The following is a 15,026-nucleotide window of genomic DNA, read 5'->3' on the forward strand; positions in this document are numbered from 1 at the left end:
ACCTGTTCGCAAGACTTGATAGGAGTCGCTGAAACCATGGCGGTCTCAGTAACACTGCCCGCGCTGGGCGAGAGCGTTTCCGAAGGCACCGTGACCCGTTGGCTGAAGGCCGAGGGCGAGCGCGTGGAGGCCGACGAGCCGCTGCTCGAGGTGTCGACCGACAAGGTCGACACCGAGATCCCGGCCCCCGTCTCCGGCATCCTGGCCTCCATCAAGGTCGCCGAGGACGAGACGGTCGAGGTCGGCGCCGAGCTGGCCATCATCGACGACGGCTCCGGCGCCCCGGTCGCCGCTGCCGCCCCCGTCGCCGAGGCCGCTCCGGCTGCCCCGGCCGCCGCTCCGGCCCCCGTGGCCGAGGCCCCCGCCGCCGCTCCGGCCCCGGTCGAGGCCGCTGCCCCGGCCGCCGCCGCTCCGGCCGGCGACGCCACCCCAGTGCTGCTGCCGGCGCTCGGCGAGTCGGTCGCCGAGGGCACCGTCACCCGCTGGCTCAAGGCCGAGGGCGACACCGTCGAGGTCGACGAGCCGCTGCTCGAGGTCTCGACCGACAAGGTCGACACCGAGATCCCGTCGCCGGTCGCCGGCGTCCTGGTCAAGATCCTGGTCGGCGAGGACGAGACCGCCGAGGTCGGCGCCCAGCTCGCGCTGATCGGCGCGGCGGGTGCGGCTCCGGCCGCCGCCGCTCCGGCCGCTGCCCCGGCCCCCGTGGCCGCCCCGGCTGCTCCGGTTGCTCCGGTTGCCGCTCCGGCTCCGGTCGCTCCGGCCGCCCCGGTCGCCGCTCCGGCTCCGGTCGCCGCCGCTCCGGCCCCCGTTGCCGCCCCGGCCCCGGTCGCCCCGGCTGCGCCCGTTGCCGCCCCCGCTGCCCCGGTCGCCGCTCCGGTTGCCGCTCCGGTCGCCGACAGCTCGGACGCGTACGTGACCCCGCTGGTCCGCAAGCTCGCGGCCGAGCAGGGCGTCGCGCTCTCCGCCGTCACCGGCACCGGTGTCGGCGGTCGCATCCGCAAGCAGGACGTCCTGGCCGCCGCCGAGGCCGCCAAGGCCGCTGCCGCCGCTCCGGCGCCGGTCGCCGCCGCTGCCCCGGCCGCCGCGCCGAAGGCCGCCGCCGCCCCGTCCCCGCTGCGCGGCCAGACGGTCAAGATGACCCGCATGCGCAAGGTCATCGGCGACAACATGCTGAAGGCCCTGCACGAGCAGGCCCAGCTGACCACCGTGGTCGAGGTGGACGTCACCAAGATCATGAGCCTGCGCGGCAAGGCCAAGGAGTCCTTCCTGGCCCGCGAGGGCGTCAAGCTCTCCCCGATGCCGTTCTTCGTGAAGGCCGCGGCCCAGGCGCTGAAGACCAACCCGGTCATCAACGCCCGCATCAACGAGGCCGAGGGCACCATCACCTACTTCGACACCGAGAACATCGGTATCGCGGTGGACTCGGAGAAGGGTCTGATGACCCCGGTCATCAAGGACGCGGGCGACCTCAACATCGCCGGCATCTCCAAGAAGACCGCCGAGCTGGCCGGCAAGGTCCGCGGCAACAAGATCAGCCCGGACGAGCTCTCCGGTGCGACCTTCACCATCAGCAACACCGGCTCGCGCGGTGCGCTGTTCGACACCGTGGTCGTGCCGCCGAACCAGGCCGCCATCCTCGGCATCGGCGCCACCGTCAAGCGCCCGGTCGTCATCGAGTCCGACGGCTCCGCGGCCATCGGCATCCGTGACATGACCTACCTCTCGCTCTCCTACGACCACCGCCTGGTGGACGGCGCCGACGCCGCCCGCTACCTGGTCGCGGTCAAGGAGATCCTCGAGGCGGGCGAGTTCGAGGTCGAGCTCGGCCTGTAAGGGCGTCAGCTCCGGCTGCTGTGAACGGCGGTGCCCCACCGGTCCTCGGACCGGTGGGGCACCGCCGTTTCCTTTCGTTCCCCGTCCACCGGTCGGACGGCCGCGTTAGCGTGCGGGGCGGGGAGCGACGATGCTGGAGCGGTGATGTACGAGACGGACTTCTGGCAGTTGATCGACGAGAGCCGGGACACGGCCGAGGGTGATCCGGACGAGCAGGCGGAGGCGCTGGTCGAACGGCTGGCGCAGCTGACGCCGGATGACGTGGTGGACTTCGCCCGGCTGTTCGAGGCGCGGTTCCAGCGGGCGTACCGGTACGACCTGTGGGGGGCGGCGTACCTGTTGCTGGACGGGGCGTCGGAGGACAGCTTCGACTACTTCCGCTGCTGGCTGATCGCGCAGGGGCGGGAGGTGTTCGAGGGGGCGCTGCACGAGCCGGACGCGTTGGCGGAGCTGGTGCCGGACTTCGACGAGGAGGAGGACGGTGAGGCGGAGGACGTCGGCTACGCGGCGGACGAGGCGCACGAGCAGCTGACGGGGCTTCCGCTGCCGGACCTGGGGGTGCAGCAGCCGCGGCGGCCGGAGGGTGACTCCTTCGACTTCGAGGACGCGACGGAGATGGCGAAGCGCTACCCCCTGTTGTGGGCGCGGTTCGGGGACTGACGGCTGCTCAGGAGGGCGCGGCGGGCCCAGCTGGTGTCGTCGGGGCGGCGCCGCGGTGGGGTCGTGACGCCGTACCCGACCGCCGCGCCGACCAGGGCGGCGCCGAGGAGGACGGGCGGGGTGAGGGGGGCGGTGCCGAGCAGGGCGCCGAGCAGGGCGGCGGCGATCGGGATCAGGCCGGCGAACAGGCCTGCCCGGTCGACGCCCAGGCGCGCGACGCCCGCGTACCAGAGGAAGAAGGCGAGGGCAGTGACGACCAGGGTGAGGTAGGAGAGGGCGAGGGCCTCGGTGGGGGTCGGGAGGCGGAGGGCGCGGGGGCCTTCGAGGAGGGCGGAGGTCGCGGCGAGGAGGGGGACGGCCGTCAGGCAGGCGAGGGCGGAGAGGCGGCGCGGGCCGAGGACGGGGAGGAGCGGGACCGCGATCAGGGAGAAGCAGCACTCGCAGGCGAGGGCCCCGGCCGCGTGGAGGAGTCCGGTGGGGGTGGCGGAGCCGTGGCTCTGGATCAGCAGGACGCCGAGCACGGTGAGCAGGGCGCCGAACGCGACCCGGGCGGAGGGGCGGCGGCCGTCGAGGAGCGGCCCGGCGACGGCGAGGACGACCGGGGTGGCGCCGACCACGGCTCCGACGGTGGCGGCGTCGGCGTGGGCGACGGCGTTGAGCAGGAAGACGTTGAAGCCGGCCATGCCGGTGGCCGCGAGGACCAGGACGCGGACCCGCTGACGGATGGTCAGGCGGGGTGGGGGCGGGAGGCGGCGGCCGGGGAGGAGGAGGATCAGCCCGGCGGCGAGGTAGCGCCAACTCTGGCCGGCGAACAGCGGGTAGGCGGTGAGCAGCGGGCTGACGGCCGCGGAGCTGCCGACGGCGGTCATGGCGGTGGCGGCGGCGAGGCTGCCGCGCAGGGTGGTGGAGTGGGTGGGCACGGGGAGCAGCCTGCGGGGAGAGTGGTCCGGTGCGCCCGACCACTTCGGGGTGGCGGCAGCGGACCACTCGGGGTGGCAGCGCCCGGTTGGCGGGCGGGGCAAGCACTAGGCTGGCAAGGCCGTCGAGCAGGGAGTGAGCGGGTACGTGTTCGTCAAGATCTGTGGTCTGAGCACCGCGCCGGATGTCGCGGCGGCCGTCGCTGCCGGGGCCGACGCGGTCGGGTTCGTGCTGACCGAGAGCCCGCGGCGGGTGACGCCGGAGCTGGTGCGGGAGTTGGTGGCCGGGGTACCCGAGAGGGTGCTGACGGTGGCGGTGTTCCGGGAGGAGCCGGCCGCGTACGTGCGGGAGATGGTGCGGGCTTCCGGGGTCGGGGCCGCGCAGCTGCACGGGAACCATCCGCCCGCCGCCTTCGCGGAGTTGGCCGATCTGGGGGTGCCGCTGATCCGGGCGACCTCGGCGGCGGCTGCGGCGGGGGCCTCCTGCGGGGACTTCGGCGAGGACCTGCTGCTGCTCGACTCGCCGGTGCCGGGGTCCGGAGAGGCTTGGGACTGGGCCGAGTTGGGGGCGAAGCCGCCGGGCGGGAGGTGGCTGCTGGCGGGCGGGCTGACGCCGGGCAACGTACGGGACGCGATCGCGGCGGCCCGTCCGTGGGGGGTGGACGTGTCGAGCGGGGTGGAGGTGCGGCGCGGGGTGAAGGACCCGGCGCTGATCACCGGGTTCGTCCGGGCGGCGAAGGCGGGCTGACGGGCTGACGCTCGGCAGGGCGGCGACCCCGGGGGCGCGAGGAACTGCGCGTTGGGGAACGGCAGCACGTGCAACTGGCTCACCTGCCCCGATCTAACACTGGTCCGCCTTCCGCACTCGCGCAGTTCCTCGCGCCCCCGGAGTGGCCACCAGATGCTGTTCGGCGAGGGCGTCGCGGATCGCGGCCAGCGAGTCGGTGATCCCGGCGAGCGGGAGGTGGGCGTAGCCGATCACCAGGGCGGGGGGACGGCGGCCCGGGAGGACCTGGTGGTGGGCGCCGCCGTGGACCAGGACGGAGCGGGCGAGGGCTGCCGTGACGAGGGCCGACTCGTCGGTGGTGGGCGGGAGTTGGAGGTAGCCGTGCAGTCCGGCGGAGACGCCGAGCAGGGTGGCCTCGGGGAGGTGTTCGGCGGCGGCCCGGGTGAAGGCCTCGCGGCGGCGGCGGTAGCGGGCCCGGACCCGGCGGAGGTGGCGGTCGAGCAGGCCGCTGGTGATCAGTTCGGCGAAGGCGCACTGGGTGAGGCCGTCGGTGCCGAGGTCGCGCCGGGCGCGGACCCGGTCGAGCGCGGCGGCCAGCGGCGGCGGGGCGGCGAGCCAGCCGAGCCGGAGCCCCGGCACCAGGGCCTTGCTGGCGGTGCCCGCGTAGACCACGTGCCCGGGCGCGAGTTCCTGGAGGGCGGCCGGGCGGGCCTCGCGGTCGAACCAGAACTCGCCGTCGTAGTCGTCCTCGACCACCAGGCCGTCGTTCTCCCGGGCCCAGCGGGCCAGGGCCCGGCGCCGGGCGGGTGAGAGCACCACGCCGGTCGGGTACTGGTGGGCGGGCGTGACGAGCACGGCGCGGGCCCCGCCGGCGGCCAACTCCCGTACGTCGATGCCCTCGTGGTCCACCCGGACCGGGACCACCCGCATCCCGCACTCCTCGATGAACCGCCGCTGGCTCCGGTGCCCCGGGTCCTCCACCGCGAGGGTGCGGATGCCGAGCCGGGGCAACGCCTCGCAGAGCAGCGACAGCCCCTGGGCGAAGCCGGCCGTCACCATGACCGACCCGGCCTCGGTGCGGACGCCGCGGACCCGGCCGAGGTAGTCCGCGAGGGCACGGCGCAGCAGCGGGTGCCCGGCCACCGGCGGGTAGTCCAGCTCCTCCCGTCCGGCGGTGGCGAGTACGGCGCGGTAACTGGCGAGCCACTCCTGGCGGGGGAAGGTACCGGAGTCGGCGCGGCCGGTGCGCAGGTCCCAGCGGACCGGGGCGGCCGGTTCCGGCTCGCGGAGGGCGACGGCGGGCGGCGGGGCGGGGGTGTGGGCACCGGCGGCCCGGTCGGCGACGCGGGTGCCGGAGCCGTGACGGCAGGTCAACCACCCCTCGGCGGCCAGCTGTTCGTACGCCTCGACGGCGACGCTGCGGGAGACGCCCAGGTCCTCGGCGAGCCGGCGGGTGGAGGGCAGGCGGGTGCCGGGGCGCAGGACGCCGTCGGCGATCCGGTGGCGCAGGGCGTCCTGGAGCTGCCCGGCCAGTGACGTGGCCGAGGTGCGGTCGACCTCGACGGACAGGTGCCAGGCCATGGCCGACACCCCCTTTTTTTTGCGCTCCCCCGGCGGACTGGCGGTCAGTCTGTCACAGGGGCGACGGGCAGACGCGGTGCGCGCGGCGTGGGCGGTGGTGGACAGGACGGCTCCGGGTGGCGCGAGGCCGACGGTGGCGGGCCGGACCTGCAGACACAACGGGTGCAGCCGCGTGCCCGGTGTGGGCGATGGCGGGCACGACAGGCGCTCCGGGAGCACCCGGCGGATGGCAGCGACCGAGTCGGCGACGGCAGGTCGGACGGAGCCCCGCAGGAACGAGGGGCGGACGTCGCGCGCAGCGGCGGGCGGAGGCGGGTCAGGCGCTGCCGATGCCTGCGCCTGTGCCTGCTCCGGACAACGGGCGGATGGCGGCGACCAGTTGGTCGAGGAGCTCGGCGGGTGGGGCGTCCGGGTGTTCGTCGACCGAGCCGACCAGGACGGCGTACCCGCCGCCCACGGAGGGGACCGCGACGACCAGGGCCTGGCCGTTGACCCCGGTGACCGGGTCGACCTGCCAGCGTTCGGCGTAGCCGGGGACGCCGGCCACGGTGACCGGGCCGGAGGCGAGGCGGCGGTGGGCGGTGAGCTTGCCGTACATCACCGGGGCGTACTCCTCCATCCGCTCCTCGGCCACGGCCTGGGCGCTGTGCCCGCTGAACGCGTCGGCGATCACCTCGAAGATGCCGCGCGCACAGGAGCCGTCGCCGATCGAGCAGTCGTAGGGGCGGGTGGTGAAGTTGAGCAGTACGGCGTCGCCGTTGGGCGTGTTGCTCTTCCAGCCGGCCGGGAGCGGCACCCGCCAGCCGTGGGTGGTGTCCGGCAGGGAGCCGAAGGACTGCAGTGGCGTGCTGCTAGGCAGCGCCGGGGAGGGGCTGGGGGTGGGGGTCGGCGACGGGCTGGGGGTCGGCGACGGTGACGGCGAGGGGGTCGGCGACGGCGTGGTGGAGGGGCTCACCGTGGTGGCCGGGGGCGGGAGTTGGGCCTGGGTGTTGTCGTCGTCCCGGCCGAGCCAGAAGGCGGTGCCCGCCGCCAGGGCCAGCACCACCAGCGCGGCCACCAGCACGGTACGGGTGCGCCGGGGCCGCGCCGGGTGCGGCGGGAGCGCGTCCTGCGGGCCGGGGGCGGCGCCCTGGTCGGGGAGGCGGTACTCGTCCGTCCAGGCCGTGCCGTCCCACCGGCGCTCGCGGGGCAGGCCGTCCGGCCCCGGTTCGAGCACGGGGTACCAGCCGGGCGGCGTCGAGTAGCTCATCCCGGTACGGTAGCGCTCTGCTGTTCGAACTGTCAGGGCAGTTGACGAAGCGTCAGGACGGGCGTGGCGGGCTCAGGAGGTGAGCGGGCGGCCCATCCAGATGTCGTCCACGTAGCGGCCGTCGATCAGGAACTCCTCGGGCAGCACGCCGTCCACCACGAAGCCGCAGCGCTCGTACAGGCGGCGGGCCGGGGCGTTGTGGCCCAGCACCCGGAGGGTCATCTTGCGGATGCCGTCGGCCCGGGCCACCGCGCAGGCCGCCTCGACCAGGGCCTGGCCGACGCCGCGGCCCCGGGCGTCCGGCGAGACCGCGAGGCCCTGGATCTGCCGCACGTGGCGGTTGCTGACCAGTGGGGTGGCCGGGGCCTGACGGATGTGGCCGACCACCTCGCCGTCGAGCTCGGCGACCAGGAACTGCTCGGGCAGCCGGCGGTCGTCGAAGATCTCGGCGTTCTCCTCCGGCCGCGGGACGACGTCGCTGATCCAGGACCAGGCGTCGCGGTCGATCCGGGCGATCACCTCCTCGTCCTCGTCCCTGGCGGTGCGTATCACAAGGTCGTCGGCTCCCATGGTCGTCATCGTAACGACGGGGGTCCGGTTCCGGCCGGGAATTCCCGCGGCCCGCCCGGGAACGGGGTACGGGCGGGGCGGCCACGGCCGTGCCGGTGCGGAGCGTCCGGGGCGACCTGCCAGGATGGGGCCATGCGTATCGCGGTGACTGGTTCCACGGGACTGATCGGTTCGGCGCTCGTCCGCTCGCTTCTGACGGACGGCCACGAGGTGGTGCGGCTGGTGCGGCAGCGGTCCCGGACCGGCGTGCAGCCGGACGGGACGGTGGGCGTCGGCTGGAACCCGGCCCGGCTGGAGATCGACCGGGCCGGGCTGGCCGGGGTCGAGGCGGTGGTGCACCTGGCCGGCGCGGGGGTCGGCGACCGGCGGTGGACCGAGGCGTACAAGCGGGAGATCCGGGACAGCCGGGTGCTCGGCACCGAGACCCTGGCCGCCGCGCTGACCGACTTGAAGGAACCGCCCCGGGTACTGGTCAGCGGCTCGGCGGTCGGCTACTACGGGCAGACCGGCGACCAGGTGATCGACGAACGGGCCCCGGCCGGGGACGACTTCCTGGCCCGGATCTGCGTCGAGTGGGAGGCGGCCACCGCTCCGGCCGAGCGGGCCGGGATCCGGGTCGCGCACGCCCGGACCGGGCTGGTGCTGGCGCCGGGCGGCGGCGCGGGCGGACGGCTGCTGCCGCTGTTCAGGCTCGGCCTCGGCGGGCGGCTGGGCGACGGGCACCAGTACTGGAGCCTGATCTCGCTGGAGGACGAGGTGGCGGCGCTGCGGTACCTGGTCGACACGCCCGGGCTCTCCGGCGCCTTCAACCTGGCCGGCCCGGAGCCGGTGACCAACGGGGCGATGACGGAGCTGCTCGGCGCGGCGCTGGGGCGGCCGACGCCCTTCCCGGTACCGCAGTTCGCGCTCAAGGCCGCGCTGGGCGAGATGGCGGTGGAGGTGACGGGCAGTCACCGGGTCGTCCCCGAACGGCTCCTGGAGGCCGGCTTCCGGTTCCGGCAGCCGACCGCGGAGGCGGTGGTCCGGGCGGCGGTCGCCTAGTACCCCGTGGGGGGCTTGCGCTTGCGGCGGGCGGGGCTCCGGTCGTGGTGGTTCCGGGTGGCACGGGGAGGTCGCGGGAGGGTGGTCGCAGGGGGCGCATGGCAGCACCGGTGCAGCGCATTGCGCGCCCCCGGTGACGGAACGCGCCCGCGAACCCGTCCGATGCGCCCTTCCGGCGCACGCTCCGTGACCGTGCCCCGCACACTGTCCCCACTCCCCCGGATTCGAACCGAAGTCGCGGCCTGATCCGTCGACTGACGGGGCATCACCTCCCCGGACCGTGTCCCGGCACCCTGCGGCCTGCCCGGCCGCAGCCCCGGGACCAGGGGAGGGAGCACACCCGTGCCCGCACACGACTTCAACCGCCGCACCCGCCGCCGGACCGACCCGGACGTGATCGTGGTCGGCGCCGGACTCGCCGGACTGGCCACCGCCCGGACGCTGACCGGCCACGGCCTCACCGTCCAGGTCCTGGAGGCCACCGAACGGCTCGGCGGCCGGCTGGCCGCCCACGAGCTGGACGGCTTCCGGCTCGACCACGGCGGCCAACTGCTCAACACCGACTTCCCGGAGCCCGGACGGCGGCTCGACCTGGACCGGCTGGAGCTGCGACCGCTCGCGCCCGGCGTCCTGGTGCACAGCGCCGGCCGACGGCACCGGTTCGGGGACCCGCAGGGCGCCGCCAGGACGGCGAGCGTGCGCGGCCCGTTCGGCAGTCCGCTGGACCGGGCCCGGCTCTCCTCCGCCCTCGGGCGCCTCGCCGCCACCCCGGCCGGCCGCCTGCTGGCCCGCCCGGAGACCACCGCCGCCCGCGCCCTGGCCGACCGCGGCCACTCCCCGCGGACCGTGGACGGCCTGCTGCGGCCGCTGCTCGGCGCCCTGCTCAGCGACCCGGAGCTGGGCACCAGCAGCCGGGTCGCCGACCTCGTGCTGCGCTCCTACGCACGCGGCCGCCTCTGTCTCCCGGCGGCCGGGCTGGCCGCCGTCCCCGAGCAGCTCGCCGAGTCCCTCCCCGCCGGGACCCTCCGGCTCGGCGTCCGGGTCACCTCGGTCTCCGCCGACGGCGTCGAGACCGCCGCCCACGGCCGGATCGCCGCCCGCGCGGTGGTACTCGCCACCGACGCCCGCTCCGCCGCCGACCTCCTCCCGGGCCTGCGGCTGCCCGTCTTCCACCCCGTCACCACCTACTACCACGTGGCCGACCGCTCCCCGCTCGGCGAACCGGTCCTGCTCCTCGACGGGGACCGGCCGGGCGGGCGGGCCGTGCTCTCGCACTCGCTGGTGCTCAGCGACGTCTCCGAGGGGTACGCCCCGGCCGGGCGCGCGCTGATCGCCACCACCGTGCTCGGCGCCCGGCACTTCGACCACGGCGGGGCGGGCGGCTACGAGCCGGTGGTGCGGCGGCGGCTCGCCGAGCTGTACGGTGCGGAGGCCTCGGGGTGGGAGTTCCTGACGGTGCGGCACCTTCCGGACGCGGTACCGGCGATGCCGCCGCCGCACAACCTCCGACGGCCGGTCCGGGTCCTCGCCGGCCTCTACGTCTGCGGCGACCACCGCGACACCAGCACCGTCCAGGGCGCCCTCGTCTCCGCCCGGCGGGCCACCCACGCCGTCCTCCGTGACCTCGGCATCCCGGCCACCGCCCGGGCGGCGGAGGCGGCGTAGCGCAGGGGAACGGCACCACGTGGCCGGCGAAAGTGGTCACCCCGGGGGCGCGGGGAACTGCGCGCTGTGGAAAGGCAGCACGTGCAACTGGCTGACGGTGCCTGAGTTGCAGGTGAGCCGCCTTCCGACTCGCGCAGTTCCTCGCGCCCCCACAGGCGTGACCACGTACGCTCCTCAGGCCTGGGATCACCGGTTTTCGTCAGGGGTCGTGCCAGGATGACGATATGACGCAGAGTCGGGCATATCGCTCATGACGGCCGAGGACGCCGACGCCGTCGCACTGGTGCTGATCCCGGCCTGTGCCGTCGCCGCGCCGCTGCTCGCGGACCGCCTGCAACGGTGGCTCGCCGTCCCGACCGTGGTGTTCGAGATCGTGCTCGGCGTGCTGATCGGCCCCGACGTGCTGGACTGGGCGCAGGTCGGGGACCTGGTGGACGCGCTGTCGCAGTTCGGCCTGGCGATGCTGATGTTCCTCGCCGGGTACGAGATCGACTTCGGCCGGCTGCGCGGCGGCCCGCTCAAGCGGGCGGTCGCCGCCTGGCTGGTCACCGTCGTGCTGGCGCTCGGCTGCGGGGCGCTGGTCAATCCGAACCCGCTGAACGGCGCCTTCGCCGGCCTCGCGTTGACCACCACCGCGCTCGGCACGATCCTGCCGATCCTCCGTGACTCGGGGGCGCTGCCGACGCCGTTCGGGTCGATGACGATGGCCACCGGCGCGGTCGGCGAGTTCGGGCCGATCGTGGCGATCGCGGTGCTGCTGAGCGGGAACACGCCGGCCAAATCGGCGGTGATCCTGGGTGCGTTCGCGCTGATCACGGTGGTGTCGGTGCTGTACGCGCGCCGGCCCCGCCCGGACTGGGCGACCAGGCTGATCCGGCGGACCATGCGGACTTCGGGGCAGTTCGCGATCCGGCTGGTGATGCTGGTGCTGGCCGCGATGGTGGGGGCGGCGATCTGGTTGAGCCTGGACATGCTGCTGGGCGCGTTCACGGCCGGGATCGTCTCCAAGTTGCTGCTGTCCGAAGTGCCGGAGGCCGAGGAGGAGTTGATCGAGGCCAAGTTGGAGAGCATCGGCTTCGGGTTCCTGGTGCCGGTGTTCTTCGTGGTGAGCGGTATGAACTTCGACCTGCGGGCGCTGCTGGACGACCCGGGGACGCTGCTGCTGGTGCCGGTCTTCCTGCTCCTGCTGCTGGCCCTGCGCGGGGTGCCGGCCGCCCTGCTCGCCCCACCCGGGCTGGAACGGCGGGAGCGCGCCGCGCTCGGCCTGTTCGGCGCCACCGCGCTGCCGCTGGTCGTGGTGATCACCACCATCGAGGTGGACGCCGAGCGGCTGCCCTCCTCCACCGCGGCGGCCCTGGTGGGGGCCGGGATGCTCTCGGTGCTGCTCTTCCCGCTGCTCGCGCAGCGGCTGCGGGGGCAGGGCGCGCCGCCCCGGCCGGCGGAAGGTCCGCGGGTGCGGGCCGAGAGTTGGTGAGGTGCGCGAACGGAGTTGACAGAGTGCCGGACACTACCGGGCGGCGCCCCGGCGCGCGGGCCTACCGTCGGTGCATGGCAACCGACGGCCTGGCGACCCTCGCCACCCCCAGCACCGAGGCGGTGTCTCCCGCCGTCGCACACGTCCCCGCTCCGCCCGCGCACCCGATACCCGTGGTTCCGCTCTGGCACGCGGCACCGGACCGGCTCCCCCGTGAGTCCGGCCTCCCGCGCGACCCGGCCTGACGTCCAGCGCCACCCGGCCCCACCGCACGGAAGCACTGCCGCACAGACCCCGCCGCACGCCAGCCCGTCCGCACGGCAGCCCACCCGCACGCCGACCCGTCCGCACGGCAGCGCGCGGTACGGCAGCACACCGCACCGGCCCGTCCGCACGGGCGCACCTCCCCCTTCCCCCGGCCCCACCGTCCACGGCGAGACCACCAGGACTCCCCCACACCGGTCAGGCTCGCCCTTCCCAACACCGCAGGCCCCGACCCTCCCCCCGGTCGGGGCCTGCGGCATGCGGCGGCGTGACGCCCGGTCAGATCACCCCCGCCTGGCGGGCGGCCTCGTCGAAGGCGCGGGCGGCCTGGCCGGCCCGGTACGGGGTGAGGCGGCGGTGGAAGTCGCGGAGGTACTCGACGGTGCGGGCGGAGCGCATCTCGCCGGCCGCGCGCAGGGCCTCGGTGGCCAGGCCGCAGGCCTCGTCCACCTCGCCGAGGCCCAGCCGGGAGCTCGCCAGCACCAGGCGGCAGAGGATGCGGCTGCGGGCGAAGGCGGGGGTGCGCAGCCGCAGGGACTTCTCGGCGTGCTGGGCCGCGGGCCGCCACTGCTGGAGGTCGCGGTAGCAGTGGGCGAACTCGTCGGCCAGCTGGGCCTCGTCGAAGTACCGTGCCCAGGAGGGGAGTTCGTCGCTGGGGCGGGCGATGCCCAGGGCCCGTTCGCAGCGCACCAGGGCGGTGGTGCAGGCCCGGACGTCGCCGAGCAGGGCGTGGCCGCGGGCCTCGGCGGCGTGCATCAGGGCCTGCACGGTGGGCGCGGCGGCGGTGCCGACGCCCTGCTGGGCGACCCGGGCCAGCTGGATCGCCTCCCGGCCGTGGCCGAGGTGGACGGCCTGCTGGCTCATGGTGGTGAGCACGTAGCCGCCGAGCACGCGGTCCCCCGCCGCCTGGGAGAGCCGCAGCGACTGGACGAAGTAGCGCTGGGCCAGGCCGTGGGCGGCGATGTCGAAGGAGGTCCAGCCGGCCAGCCTGGTCAGGTCGGCGACGGCGCCGAACAGGGCGCGGCCGATCTGCTCGCCGTAGCGGCCGCGCAGCATCGGCTCGGCCTCGCTCTCCAGGTAGCGCACCAGGGCCTGCCGGGCGTGGCCGCCGCCGTAGGCGTGGTCCAGGGCGCGGAAGAGGTCGCCGACGGCGCGGATGGCGGCGATGTCGCCCCGGCCGACCCGCAGCGGCGGGCGCTGCTCGCGGGCCTCCTGCTCGGTGAGGGGCGGCAGCCCGCCGCGGCTCTGGGCGGGCACCCGGCCGGGCACCCGGGGGACGGCCGCGCCCCGGGCGGGCGGGACCACGCCGCGCGCCCCGGCCACCGGGGCACCGCCCGCGGGCGGGCGGGCCGCTGACGGTGCGTCGGGCAGGCCGGGCACCGAACCGTCACGGGCCACCCGCTCGTCGGTGCGGCCGATCAGCCAGTCCCGGCTGGGCACCACCAGGCCGGCCGGGGTGAAGGCGATCCGGCGCAGCTCGGACTGGAGGCCGGTGTCCTTGCGCCACATGGAGGCGACGATGTCCACCGCCTCCTGCGGCGACTCGGCGAACTCCAGCCCGGCGTAGACCGGGGCGCAGGCGTCCAGGCCGATGTCCTGGGCGGTGAGCCGACGGCCCAGGCGGCGGGTGAAGACCTCGGCGATCAGCGCGGGGGTGGCGCCGCGCGGCTGCTGGCCGCGCAGCCAGCGGGTGACCGAGGTCTTGTCGTAACGGAGGTCGAGGCCGTGCTCCAGGCCGAGTTGGTCGACCCGGCGGGCCAGACCGGCGTGCGAGAAGCCGGCCTCCTCGATCAGTGCGGCGAGACGTGGGTTCTGGGTCCGGTCCCCTGAGGCGGTGTCAGCGGCGCGGGCCCGGTCCCCGGGCAGCGCCTCGTCCCCGGCGGCCCGCTCGTGCGGATCGTCGTGGTGCGGGTCGTGCGGATCGTGCGGGTCCAGCTGTCCGTACGCCGGGCTGTCGGTTGCAGGCCGTTGGGGCATATCTGTCACACCTCTCGAGCGCCCCACCAGCCCCCACCTGTCTGGAGGTGCGCCCCCTGTCGGGAATCGGCGCGAATGTAGCGAGCATTTCGCCGCTATGGGTGGATCTGGGCGGGCAATCCTCCGAACGGGTGATGCAATGGCGCCCGTTGTAGGGAAGGTGCACCGGTCGGTGTTTGGCTTGGACCGAGCCTGTCGCCGCGTGGACCACATGGTTTCGCCCACCATCCGACCCCACTGTCCTGTGTGACCCCGGCACATAGGAGCGAGGGCCGCCACTTCCTACCGTTCTCGGCCATGGACACCACTTCAGCCCGGCCGCTGGACGGCCGCACGGCACTGGTCACCGGCGCCGCCTCGGGCATCGGCCGGGCCTGCGCCGAGGCCTTCGCGGCGGCCGGCGCCCGGGTCTACGTCGTCGACCTGGCCGCCGCCCCGGCCGAGGAGCTCGCCGCGCGGATCGGCGGCGTCCCGGTGGTCGCCGACCTGGGCGACCCGGCGGCGGCGGACACGCTGCCGGACGACGCCGACATCGTCGTCAACAACGCGGGCCTGCAGCACGTCGCGCCGGTGCACGAGTTCCCGCCGGACCGCTTCGCCCTGATCCAGCGGGTGATGGTGGAGGCGCCGTTCCGCATCCTGCGCCGCACCCTGCCGCACATGTACGAGCGGGAGTGGGGACGGGTCGTCAACATCTCCTCGGTGCACGGCCTGCGGGCCAGCCCCTTCAAGTCCGCCTACGTGACGGCCAAGCACGGCCTGGAGGGCCTGAGCAAGACCGTCGCTCTGGAGGGCGCCCCGTACGGCGTCACCAGCAACTGCATCAACCCCGCCTACGTCCGCACCGCCCTGGTGGAGAAGCAGATCGCCGCCCAAGCGCTGGCCCACGGCATCCACGAGGACGAGGTGGTGGAGCGGATCATGCTCGAACGCACCGCCGTCAAGCGCCTGATCGAGCCCGACGAGGTGGCCCAGCTCGCCGTCTGGCTCTGCTCCCCGACCGCCTCCTACATCACCGGGGCCTCCCTCCCGGTGGACGGTGGCTGGACCGCACACTGATCCCCCGTC

13 protein-coding genes are annotated in these 15,026 nt (G+C 75.1%); 8 read left to right on the forward strand and 5 right to left on the reverse strand.

What is annotated here, in order from left to right:
• Window positions 1-36: 36 nt before the first annotated feature.
• Together sucB and ACIA8O_RS06305 are read left to right on the forward strand one after the other, a co-directional pair.
• Entirely contained in the window at window positions 37-1,833 is a 1,797-nt protein-coding gene (sucB, locus tag ACIA8O_RS06300; protein ID WP_396292386.1) for a 2-oxoglutarate dehydrogenase, E2 component, dihydrolipoamide succinyltransferase, read from the forward strand.
• A 144-nt stretch (window positions 1,834-1,977) separates the two neighbouring features.
• Window positions 1,978-2,493 carry a DUF4240 domain-containing protein gene (locus ACIA8O_RS06305; protein ID WP_396292940.1) on the forward strand — a complete coding sequence of 172 codons (516 nt, stop codon included), beginning with the start codon at window positions 1,978-1,980 and terminating at the stop codon, window positions 2,491-2,493.
• On the opposite strand, the gene ACIA8O_RS06310 is transcribed toward ACIA8O_RS06305, so the two are convergent.
• On the reverse strand, window positions 2,460-3,413 hold the full coding sequence (locus ACIA8O_RS06310; protein WP_396292387.1) for a DMT family transporter: 954 nt from the start codon (window positions 3,411-3,413) through the stop codon (window positions 2,460-2,462). The two genes, ACIA8O_RS06305 and ACIA8O_RS06310, sit on opposite strands and share 34 nt — an antisense overlap.
• Window positions 3,414-3,558: 145 nt before the next feature.
• Between ACIA8O_RS06310 and ACIA8O_RS06315 the strand changes: the two genes are divergently transcribed.
• Window positions 3,559-4,158, forward strand: coding sequence for a phosphoribosylanthranilate isomerase (locus ACIA8O_RS06315; protein WP_396292388.1), 600 nt, complete (start codon window positions 3,559-3,561; stop codon window positions 4,156-4,158).
• Window positions 4,159-4,251: 93 nt separating this feature from the next.
• Here ACIA8O_RS06315 and ACIA8O_RS06320 read toward each other — a convergent pair whose 3' ends face one another.
• From ACIA8O_RS06320 to ACIA8O_RS06330, 3 genes are all read right to left on the reverse strand, one after another.
• Window positions 4,252-5,718 carry a PLP-dependent aminotransferase family protein gene (locus ACIA8O_RS06320; RefSeq protein WP_396292389.1) on the reverse strand — a complete coding sequence of 489 codons (1,467 nt, stop codon included), beginning with the start codon at window positions 5,716-5,718 and terminating at the stop codon, window positions 4,252-4,254.
• A gap of 316 nt (window positions 5,719-6,034) precedes the next feature.
• Entirely contained in the window at window positions 6,035-6,967 is a 933-nt protein-coding gene (locus ACIA8O_RS06325) for a hypothetical protein (RefSeq protein ID WP_396292390.1), read from the reverse strand.
• 72 nt (window positions 6,968-7,039) lie between these two features.
• Window positions 7,040-7,546: a GNAT family N-acetyltransferase gene (locus tag ACIA8O_RS06330; protein ID WP_396292391.1), complete on the reverse strand. Its 507-nt coding sequence runs from the start codon at window positions 7,544-7,546 to the stop codon at window positions 7,040-7,042.
• A 123-nt stretch (window positions 7,547-7,669) separates the two neighbouring features.
• On the opposite strand from ACIA8O_RS06330, the gene ACIA8O_RS06335 reads away from it, so the two are divergent.
• The 4 genes from ACIA8O_RS06335 (at window position 7,670) to ACIA8O_RS06350 (ending at window position 11,962) form a co-directional block, all read left to right on the forward strand.
• A complete protein-coding gene (locus ACIA8O_RS06335; RefSeq protein WP_396292392.1) occupies window positions 7,670-8,578 on the forward strand; it encodes a TIGR01777 family oxidoreductase in 909 nt (302 codons plus the stop codon).
• A gap of 342 nt (window positions 8,579-8,920) precedes the next feature.
• Complete coding sequence (locus tag ACIA8O_RS06340) at window positions 8,921-10,243, forward strand: NAD(P)/FAD-dependent oxidoreductase (RefSeq protein WP_396292393.1); 1,323 nt, start codon at window positions 8,921-8,923, stop codon at window positions 10,241-10,243.
• Between the two features lie 250 nt (window positions 10,244-10,493).
• Window positions 10,494-11,717, forward strand: a complete 1,224-nt coding sequence (locus ACIA8O_RS06345; protein ID WP_396292394.1) for a cation:proton antiporter — start codon at window positions 10,494-10,496, stop codon at window positions 11,715-11,717.
• A gap of 74 nt (window positions 11,718-11,791) precedes the next feature.
• Window positions 11,792-11,962 carry a hypothetical protein gene (locus ACIA8O_RS06350; protein ID WP_396292395.1) on the forward strand — a complete coding sequence of 57 codons (171 nt, stop codon included), beginning with the start codon at window positions 11,792-11,794 and terminating at the stop codon, window positions 11,960-11,962.
• Between the two features lie 298 nt (window positions 11,963-12,260).
• Here the strand turns inward: ACIA8O_RS06350 and ACIA8O_RS06355 are convergent, their stop codons facing one another.
• Window positions 12,261-13,958 (reverse strand): regulator, encoded by a 1,698-nt coding sequence (locus ACIA8O_RS06355; protein ID WP_396292396.1) that lies wholly within the window; start codon window positions 13,956-13,958, stop codon window positions 12,261-12,263.
• A gap of 297 nt (window positions 13,959-14,255) precedes the next feature.
• Between ACIA8O_RS06355 and ACIA8O_RS06360 the strand changes: the two genes are divergently transcribed.
• Window positions 14,256-15,017: a 3-hydroxybutyrate dehydrogenase gene (locus ACIA8O_RS06360; RefSeq protein WP_396292397.1), complete on the forward strand. Its 762-nt coding sequence runs from the start codon at window positions 14,256-14,258 to the stop codon at window positions 15,015-15,017.
• The last annotated feature ends 9 nt before the right edge of the window (window positions 15,018-15,026 follow it).

It is taken from the genome of Kitasatospora sp. NPDC051853, assembly GCF_044452665.1.
Classification (GTDB): domain Bacteria; phylum Actinomycetota; class Actinomycetes; order Streptomycetales; family Streptomycetaceae; genus Kitasatospora.

What these genes read in the sequence shown, in the direction of transcription:
- sucB (WP_396292386.1), top strand. Translation starts at nt 37, where the DNA reads ATGGCGGTCTCAGTAACACTGCCCGCGCTGGGCGAGAGCGTTTCCGAA.
- ACIA8O_RS06305 (WP_396292940.1), top strand. Translation starts at nt 1,978, where the DNA reads ATGTACGAGACGGACTTCTGGCAGTTGATCGACGAGAGCCGGGACACG.
- ACIA8O_RS06320 (WP_396292389.1), bottom strand. Translation starts at nt 5,718, where the DNA reads ATGGCCTGGCACCTGTCCGTCGAGGTCGACCGCACCTCGGCCACGTCA.
- ACIA8O_RS06325 (WP_396292390.1), bottom strand. Translation starts at nt 6,967, where the DNA reads ATGAGCTACTCGACGCCGCCCGGCTGGTACCCCGTGCTCGAACCGGGG.
- ACIA8O_RS06330 (WP_396292391.1), bottom strand. Translation starts at nt 7,546, where the DNA reads ATGACGACCATGGGAGCCGACGACCTTGTGATACGCACCGCCAGGGAC.
- ACIA8O_RS06335 (WP_396292392.1), top strand. Translation starts at nt 7,670, where the DNA reads ATGCGTATCGCGGTGACTGGTTCCACGGGACTGATCGGTTCGGCGCTC.
- ACIA8O_RS06345 (WP_396292394.1), top strand. Translation starts at nt 10,494, where the DNA reads ATGACGGCCGAGGACGCCGACGCCGTCGCACTGGTGCTGATCCCGGCC.
- ACIA8O_RS06350 (WP_396292395.1), top strand. Translation starts at nt 11,792, where the DNA reads ATGGCAACCGACGGCCTGGCGACCCTCGCCACCCCCAGCACCGAGGCG.
- ACIA8O_RS06355 (WP_396292396.1), bottom strand. Translation starts at nt 13,958, where the DNA reads ATGCCCCAACGGCCTGCAACCGACAGCCCGGCGTACGGACAGCTGGAC.
- ACIA8O_RS06360 (WP_396292397.1), top strand. Translation starts at nt 14,256, where the DNA reads ATGGACACCACTTCAGCCCGGCCGCTGGACGGCCGCACGGCACTGGTC.